This is a genomic window from Bacillus sp. SIMBA_154 (genome assembly GCF_046536015.1).
In the GTDB taxonomy this organism is placed as follows: domain Bacteria; phylum Bacillota; class Bacilli; order Bacillales; family Bacillaceae; genus Bacillus; species Bacillus pumilus_P.
Genome location: NZ_JAWJBV010000109.1, coordinates 1 through 347 on the forward strand (window position 1 = coordinate 1; position 347 = coordinate 347).

General features: G+C 45.0%; 1 protein-coding gene. It reads right to left on the minus strand.

Annotated elements, in window-relative coordinates; genetic code table 11:
• Positions 1-149 (minus strand): diadenylate cyclase domain-containing protein (locus R0K30_RS21330; RefSeq protein WP_410612772.1); only part of this gene is annotated, 149 nt, incomplete at its 3' end.
• Between the last annotated feature and the right edge of the window lie 198 nt (positions 150-347).

Sequence of the window (347 nt, forward strand, 5' to 3'; positions counted from 1 at the left end):
GTATGTCCCAGTTCATCTAATTCGCAAAGAAGGCATTGGTCTTTTTCATCCAATGTCCGCAGTATCATTCCGGCATCCTCCGTAATTTGTTTCAAATACGTTTGAACGGCAGCGGTAAACGCGCTTTCCGTCATTTGAGTGTGGCGCATGTCACATCAGCTCCTTTCCCTTATTTTCTGCATCGCGCGCATGGATATGCGCCGCTGTGTGCACCATAATCATGAAAGGAGGCGCACATCATATGGAATTCGCACGGCTGATGCAATATATCTGCACCTTTTCAGGGGTCATTTCACTTTCATTCATTTATGCCAAGATGTTTAAAAAGCCGAAACCGGATAAAAAAG